At 69.4% G+C, this 7,715-nt stretch carries 7 protein-coding genes; 1 reads left to right on the plus strand and 6 read right to left on the minus strand.

Features of this window, described 5'->3' with window-relative positions; all coding sequences use genetic code 11:
- The first annotated feature begins 600 nt into the window (after positions 1 to 600).
- A complete protein-coding gene (locus tag Q664_RS53460) occupies positions 601 to 2,280 on the plus strand; it encodes a DUF389 domain-containing protein (protein WP_152622664.1) in 1,680 nt (559 codons plus the stop codon).
- A gap of 53 nt (positions 2,281 to 2,333) precedes the next feature.
- Here the strand turns inward: Q664_RS53460 and Q664_RS42955 are convergent, their stop codons facing one another.
- The 6 genes from Q664_RS42955 to Q664_RS42980 all read right to left on the minus strand — a co-directional run.
- A complete protein-coding gene (locus Q664_RS42955; protein ID WP_052519390.1) occupies positions 2,334 to 3,188 on the minus strand; it encodes an alpha/beta fold hydrolase in 855 nt (284 codons plus the stop codon).
- A gap of 128 nt (positions 3,189 to 3,316) precedes the next feature.
- Positions 3,317 to 5,107, minus strand: a complete 1,791-nt coding sequence (locus Q664_RS42960; RefSeq protein ID WP_152622665.1) for a sensor histidine kinase — start codon at positions 5,105 to 5,107, stop codon at positions 3,317 to 3,319.
- A 41-nt stretch (positions 5,108 to 5,148) separates the two neighbouring features.
- Positions 5,149 to 5,328 carry a hypothetical protein gene (locus Q664_RS42965; RefSeq protein ID WP_043410309.1) on the minus strand — a complete coding sequence of 60 codons (180 nt, stop codon included), beginning with the start codon at positions 5,326 to 5,328 and terminating at the stop codon, positions 5,149 to 5,151.
- Positions 5,329 to 5,330: 2 nt separating this feature from the next.
- Positions 5,331 to 6,122 carry a hypothetical protein gene (locus Q664_RS42970; RefSeq protein ID WP_043410312.1) on the minus strand — a complete coding sequence of 264 codons (792 nt, stop codon included), beginning with the start codon at positions 6,120 to 6,122 and terminating at the stop codon, positions 5,331 to 5,333.
- Positions 6,123 to 6,125: 3 nt separating this feature from the next.
- On the minus strand, positions 6,126 to 6,446 hold the full coding sequence (locus tag Q664_RS42975) for a carboxypeptidase-like regulatory domain-containing protein (RefSeq protein ID WP_084610839.1): 321 nt from the start codon (positions 6,444 to 6,446) through the stop codon (positions 6,126 to 6,128).
- A gap of 164 nt (positions 6,447 to 6,610) precedes the next feature.
- Positions 6,611 to 7,715: AI-2E family transporter (locus Q664_RS42980; protein WP_268811449.1), on the minus strand; the 1,105-nt coding region annotated here is incomplete at its 5' end.

The following is a 7,715-nucleotide window of genomic DNA, read 5'->3' on the forward strand; positions in this document are numbered from 1 at the left end:
AGCGTGGCCACACGCTTGGACGTCTCCGCGGCTGCCGGAACGGCGGGGATGGAATGTGACGGTGCAGACATCAAGACGCCTCCTCTAGCCCAACCCCATCCCGGGAACAGCGCTTCGACACCCTCCCGGTTTCGCCTGGCTGGAGACTCCTGACCCGGTCCACCCAGCAGCTCGCACAACCGGCTGCCCGGAGCAGGTGCAGGTACCGGATGCCATGTTCTCTCGGGCGCTCATCCTCGCTCCTCTTCAGAGCCCGGCGGCGTGTACACTGCAGCGGACCTCGGCTCTCCGTTGCCGGAAATCCGAAGGATGCTAGCACACATGTTTTGTGCTCAAATGACCCTACCTGTCACACTCCGTACGATTCGTCATCGCGCTGGTGGTGGGTCAAACCCCGCTGACAGGCGAGGCCCTCTTCGCCGTGAGCAGCACCACCCGGGCCTGGTCCGAGAAGGACATCCAGCGAGGGCGGAGTTGGCGACGAGTGGAGCCCGCGACTAGCAGCCGGCCCCAAACGAAGTGGAGCGGAGCGTGGAGACGAAGCGAGGAAACGCGAGGCCTGGGAGGGGGTGGCTCCTGGCTCTCGCCCGGGGACATTGGTTGCGGCGGGCCCGAGCGAGGGTGCGGCTCGCCTTCGGGGTGACGGCGGCATCCCGGGCCTCGCTCGTGCACGACATGCTGGTGCGGCATGCCAAGAGCGCTCCCACCTATTGGCTCCAGCTGCTGCTGGCGATGGCACTGGCCACGCTGGGGCTCGTCCTGGGCAGCACCGGCGTGGTCATCGGCGCGATGCTCATCTCGCCCCTCATGGGGCCCATCGTCGAGCTGGGGATGGGCTTCGCGGTGGGCTCTCCCCTGCTCACCATCCGCTCCCTGATGCGGGTGGGGGCCAGCATCGTCGGAGTGGTGGGCAGCGCGGCCCTCATCACGCTCGCCCTTCCCTTCCAGGAAGTGACGGGGGAGATCGCGGCCCGCACCCTGCCCACACTGTTGGATCTCCTGGTGGCCATCTGCTGTGCGCTCGCGGCGGCCTTCACCGCGGTGCGTCCGAGCTCCGAGGCGGCGAGCGCCGCGGCCGGCACCGCCATTGGCATCGCCCTGGTGCCCCCGCTGTGTGTGGTGGGCTTCGGGCTGGGCACGGGGCGCGCCGAGGTGGCCGGGGGCGCCGCGCTGCTCTTCGTCACCAACTTCTGCGCCATCCTGCTCTTCACCACGCTGGTGTTCCTGCTGCTCGCCTTCGACCGGGTGGCCCTGCGGGCGGCCGAGGCGGAGCAACTGCGGCGCGGTGAGCTCACCTACCGAGCGGCGCGCTGGCTTCAGAAGGTGTTCGGCTCCGCCTACGGGCCCCTGCTGCGGGTGGTGCTGCCGTTGCTGCTGGTGGCCCTGGTGTCCGTGCCACTCTCCCGGGCGCTGGGAGAGGTGTCCTGGCAGGTGCGCGCTCGCCAGCGGGTGTTGTCCCTGTTGGAAGAGTTGGCCCCCGCCCAGGGCACCGTCCGCTCGGAGCTGACGGTGGAGCGGCGCAAGGTGCGCGTGCAGCTCATCATCGTGGGCAGCCCCGAGCGCGCCCTCCAGATGGAGCGGCAGCTCACCGAGCGCATCTCGGCCGAGCTGAGCGCGGCGCCCACGGTGAGCGTGGTGGCGGTGCCCGACATGGAAACGATGCGCCAGGTGGCCCGCACGCTGGGGCCCGCTCCCGAGGCCCCCCGGTCCCCGCCCCCCGTGCAACTGGCGGAGGTGGGCTCGCGCACGGGAGAGGTCCTGCGCCTGGCCTGGCCGGCCGAGGCCGCGGGAGCTCTGCTGCGCTGGCGCCTGGACCTGACGGACCCGGGCGCCCCCCGCGTGGAGGTCTTCCACCTGGGACCGCCACTGGGAAGCGCCGGGGAGGTGCTCCTGGGGCGCGCGCTCGGGGAGCGGCTGGGGACTCCCGTGCGCCTGCGGGACATCGCGCTCCGCGCCGCGTGGGAAGGTTCCGAGTCACCGCCCGATGTGCAGTGGTGGCTGGAGCTGGCGCGGGCGCTCCAGGCGACGAGCGAGGTGGAGGGCCTCCACGTCTGCGTGGAGACGCCCCCTCCACCTCCTCCAGCGCCGGCCCCCAGGCGCGCCGTGCCGGCCAGCGTCCAGCGAGAGCAGGCGGCGCAGGAGGAGGCGCTCGCACTGCTGACACGGATGGCCGAGGACCGTGCAGTGCTCTTGCCCGGCACCCGGTGGAGCATCCGCCTCCAGCGAGAGCCGTGTCTGCCGCCCCCGGTCCCGGGCGCGGAGGCCGCCACACAGCCCTGAGCGGCACGCCAGCGGGGCGCACGCCCCTGCCGGTCCCCGGGAGGTGAAGCGCTCTACCGCGACGTTCGCCCCGGCAACGATGTCGTTGGCTCGTCCGCCGCGCGCAGGAAGTCCAGCAGCAACGCGTTGAAGGCGTCGGGGTTGTCCATGTGCGCGGTGTGCCCCGCCGCGGGAATCACCTTGTACCGGCAGTTCGGCTCCTTTGCCGCCCACGCGGGTGCCTGTTTGGTGAAAACACCGCGGTTGGCTCGATCGAGTGCACCATGGGTCAGAAGGAAGGGCTTGCGGATCACGTAGTCGCGACCGAGCCCGGAGTCGAACCACAGGCACCGCACACCGCCGAGGATGATCTCGATGAAGTCCTCCTTCGAGATCACGCTCATCGCTTCAGCCGCATAACTCCTGACGTCTTCCGAGACAGAGAGGTCAGCGAGCGTCCGCCGGTGGAATGCATCGAGGGACATCCGCTTCAGCGAGAACGGGAGAACCGTGTACATGAGCCGCCAGCCGGCGGACGGCTTCTTCGACAGATCCGTACAGCCGATCACGGCGACGGCCCGCACACGGTCGGGGGAGCGATGCGCGAACTCCTGCACGACGTAGCCGCCCATCGAGTGGCCCACCACGACGAGCTCGTGCGCACCGGCGTCATCGGCGATCGCCAGGAGGTCCTTGGCCAGCTCCTCCACCGTAAACGGTCCACCCAGGGGACGAGACTGACCATGTCCGCGCATGTCCCACGTCAGAACGCGGTACCCGGCGTTCGCGAGCGTCTCTACCTGCGGGTCGAACGAGCGGTGGTCGAGACTGGCGCCGTGTGTGAATGCGACGACCGGACCATCCGCTGGCCCGGAGGTCCAGTAGCGGATGATGCAGCCAGAGCGCTGGACCTGGTGAGCTGTCGTCATCTCTTGTCCTTCCTGCCGAGCACCGCGGCAAGCGTGGTGATGCGCGAACACTTTCCCACGGCGCTCCTGCGGGCGATGTGAACATCGGTGGAAGCCCAGGGGTGGACTTGCGCTGGGCCGTCAGCAACTCAGCCTGGGCCGAGCAGGGTGGAGGTGTCGCCGCTCCGAGGAGGCCGCGAGGGAATGGTGAACATGAACGTGGTGCCCTTCCCGAGTCCCTCGCTCCGCGCACGGATGGTTCCACCGTGCGCCTCGACGATGGCCCGGCAGATGTACAGGCCCAGACCCAGGCCGCGGATCTTCCGGGCCGCCGCGGTGCGCGCGTACGGCTCGAACACCTCGGTTAGCTCCTGCGGATGAAGGCCCATTCCATTGTCCATGACCTGGACGTGGACCAGCCCCTCGGCCGCCGAGACCGTCACCCTCACCTCGCCACCTTCCGGACTGTACTTGATGGCGTTGCTCACGAGGTTCGTGAGCACCTGCGCGAGCCGCTCCGGGTCCCCCTCGACGTCGAGCTCCCCAGGCCCTTCGAGCACCAGCCGGTGTCCGGTCGCGCTCGCCTGCTGCTCCTCGATGACGCCCCTCACCAGCTTCATCAAGTCGTGAGGCTGAAGGATGAGGTTGAAGTGCCCCGCATCGAGCCTCGATGCGTCCAGGAGGTCGGACACGAGCCGCTCGATGCGCGCCGTCTGGTGGCCCAGCCTCGCGAGTGTCCGTTCTCGAGCATCGGGCGACTGGCGCGAGGGATCGCGCAGCAGTTGTGCGGCGAGCGAGAGCGGAGAAGTGAGGTTCTTCATGTCATGGGCGACGGACGAGATGAACATCTCGCGCCGCTCCCGTTCCGCCTTCAGCTCGTTCGCCATGTGGTTGAAGGCGTCGGTGAGCTCGTCCAGCTCATCGCCCGTGCCCAGGCGCGAAAGCTTGATGGGAGACCACTCCCCCAGCGCTCCACTCCCGAGGACGTGCGCATGTTCCACCAACCGGGAGACCCTCCCGCTGAGGTAGGTGGCCAGGGCCCAGGCGCCCACGATGACGAGGAGCGCGATCGTCACGAACGCCGCCAGCTGCAGCCGGCGAATCCTGTTCAGGTCCTCGAAGGCCTCCTGGGTGCCCCAGGTGACGCCGACAACCCAGCCGTGTTGCAGCGTGGGCACCAGTGCGGCGATCCGGGGATCCTGGCGGAAGAGCCCGCGGAACTCCGTCGTGAGCACCGGGTTGCCGGCGATCGCCTCCTGGATCTCGGGGCGCCCGGAGAGATCCCTCTCCTCCCAGGAGGACTCCTTGCGCGCGGTGTGGAAGACGAGCCGCCCGCGCGGATCCACCACGAAGATGGCCTGCCCGGGCCTCAGCTCGATATCGAACATCCGTCGCGCGAGCTGGTCGAGCCCCAGATTCACGGAGACCACTCCCCGGACCTGCCCGTCCGCACCGAGAATCGGAGCAGCCGCTATCACGGCGGGCCGGCCCACCAGTCTGCCGATGAGGACCTCGGAGACCACCGGCTCCTTCGTCTGGAGGACTTCCTGGAAGTAGGAGCGGTCCGAGACGTCGAGCCCCGCGGGCCCCGGGGTGGAGGCCGCGACCAGATGTCCGGCCGTGTCGAACACGGCCAGGTTGACCAACCCGGTGAGCGCGGTGAGGCGCTCGACGAAGGGGCGGAGCTCGTCCGGCTCCAGCCTGCGGCTGGCGGCCTCGGCGGCGATCGTCTGCGCCAGTCCCCTCGCATCCTGAAGCAACACATCGATGAGCAGCCCGGACGTCGTGGCGGTCTGGCGCATGTTGTTCAGGAGGGAGGTCCGGCGCATCTCGTAGTTTTCCTCGAGACCGACGAGCAGGAGCCCGAGGAGCGGCAGCAGGACCAGGGACACTCCGATCATCAACTTGGTGCGTAGGCCAATACGGAGCTTCAGGTACATGGACTCCCCCGAGAAGGTCACTGCCCGACCCGTAGCTCCGCTCACAGTGCGTAACGCTCGGCGTCCTGTCGCTTGAGCTCCAGCCCCATTCCAGGCCTCGACAGGTCCGGCGTCAACGCACCCTTCACCGGGCCGCGCGCCCCATCGAAGAGCATATGCTCGATTCGCGCGTGGTCGTGGAAGTACTCCAGGTGCACCAGCTTGCGTGCCGCGCAGGCCACGTTCAGAAGTCCTCGACCGTGAGGTCCGCGATGAGCTGGTCCATCCTCAAGCGGTTGTCGGGGCTGTACTGGTTGAGCGGCAACCGCACCACCTGGACGCGAGCCCGGCCAGCCTCGGGCGCCGTCTCGGAGAGCAACAGGGTGTACTCCAGTTCACCGAGCATGCCGTGGCTCGATAGCGGCATCTCGAACCAGGACACCTCGAAGCCCTCCGGCTGGCCGGGCTCGGCGGTGACGAGCGCTCCGTCCCCGGTCACCGCGCGCAGGGTGAGCAGGACTGGCTGGATGCAGGGGCTGGTCCGCGTCTCCCCCACGGACAGCTCGAGCGAGCACACTTCTCCCCCGCTGCCCACGATCTGCCGGAGCTGGGACTGGGCGATGTCGTGGGCAGCCTCCCGCAGGGCAGGGCGCTGGTCGGAGCCCTTGGCGCTCAGCCTCGCATCCAGCCGCTGGAAGAGCGGCCGCAGGTAGAGGTGGTCCCCGAAGTTGTGGCCGATCATCTCCAGGATGACCACCCGGGTGGACGCGTCGGCGGTGTTCTCGAAGTAGTGCTCGACGAGCGTGGTGAACATCTTCGCGCGCATGTCCGCCGTGGCCGTCTCGCGGCTGCTGAGCGTCTGGACGAGCACCTGCGCCTTGCGGTTGCGCTCGGCGATTTCCGCCTGCTTCGCATCCCTGTTGACGCCGTAGAAGGTGATGGCCGCGGAGACGAGCAGGGCCCCCACGCCCTTCACCACGGTGTCGAGCTTTTCCCAGCCCTTCGTCCGCTGGCCATTGCTCTCTGGGGCGCTCATGCGTCACCACTCGACCTGGAAGGTCTCGGCCGCATGCCCTGCTCCGGGGACCTGGACGTCCTCGAATTCCATGCGGCGGTTACGCTCCGTGATGCGCACGCTGTAGCTGCCCTCGGGCACCTCCACGGTGAACGTCCCGTCCTGCCCGGTGAAGAGGGCCTCCTTCTCGGGCCCGAGCACCTCCACCCGAACGAAACGTTTGGGAGCGCCGGAGTTCCCAACCACGGTTCCCTTCAGCGTGCCGGCCAGCGCTGGCAACCCCACCAGCACTCCACCCAACACGGCAAGCAGCCCCCAGCCGTCACGGCGGCGCAATGTCCTCATGGCGCGTTTCCCCCTTACCCCCCCGCCTTGTTTGAGCCCAAACAATCATAATGACGGGGCTTCCATCTCGCACGTGGGAGCGGCCTGCCCCTCCCTGCCAGGGGCGCCTCATCCCACGCCAGGAGGCCGTGCCCCCGATGCCATTCTGGCTGCTCCTCTTCCTCTCAGTGCGGGGCAGGCGGCTGGGCTTCCCCGCCGTCCGCCGGGCCCTCCGGTGCCTCCGGCCACTGCTCGTCCCGCTCCCCCGGCCCGTGTCCCCCGACGAGGAAGGCCCGCGTCCCCGCCGTCACCGCGGACAGCAGCGGCACGGCGACGAGCGCCCCGGCCACGCCCGCCAGCAGCGTCCCGGTGGTGACGGCGAGGAGCACCACCGCCGGATGGAGCGGCAGGACTCGGCCCATGATGACGGGCTGCAGGACGTTGCCCTCGAGCTGCTGGACCGCCAGCACGATGGCCAGGGTGATGAGCGCGGCCTTCAGCCCGACCATGGCCCACGCCACGAGCACCGCCACCAAGCCGGCCACCACCGCTCCGATGATGGGCACGAAGGCGCCCAGGAACGTGAGCAGGGCCAACGGCAGGGCCAGGGGGACGCCGAGCACCACCAGGCCGATACCGATGCCGGCCGCGTCGATGAGCGCCACCAGCACCGTGCCCCGAACCCACCGGCTCAGCGTCTTCCAGGCCTCGTTCGCGGCGGCGTGGACCCGCCGGCGCCGCACCGGTGGCAGCGGCGAGAGACTCGAGCGCACCAGCGAGTCCCCGTCCCGCACGAAGAAGAAGGTGAGGACGAGCGCCAGCAGCACACCGCTCACCACCAGCGTGAGGGCCGACAGTCCGCTGGCCGCGCCCGTGGCGAGCTCCTGGGAATTCTGGCGCACCCACGCCTCGGCCCGGCTCCCCAGCTCGTCCAGGGTGAGCGCCTGGCCTGGAAGCAGGCGGGTGAGCGACCGCGCCACGCCGCGGGCCCGCTGCGCCAGCGTGTCCGCATGCGCCACGACTCCGGACACCGTCCTGGGGATGATGAAGGCGAGCAACCCGCCGACACATGCTACCCCCACCAGCACCGTCCCTCCCGCGGCCAGCGAGCGGGGAACACGGTGCCGGGCGAGCCAGTCCGCGACCGGGGAGAGCAGGGTCGTGAGCAGCAGCGCGACGAACAGCGAGAGGAAGACGAGCGGCAGGCTCCGGACGACCAGGCCCACGACATACAGGAATCCGGCGATGAGCAGGCAGCGCCCACTGAAGCGCGCCATGCCCGACAACGTT

The sequence above is a fragment of the Archangium violaceum Cb vi76 genome, assembly GCF_000733295.1.
Taxonomy (GTDB): Bacteria; Myxococcota; Myxococcia; order Myxococcales; family Myxococcaceae; genus Archangium; species Archangium violaceum.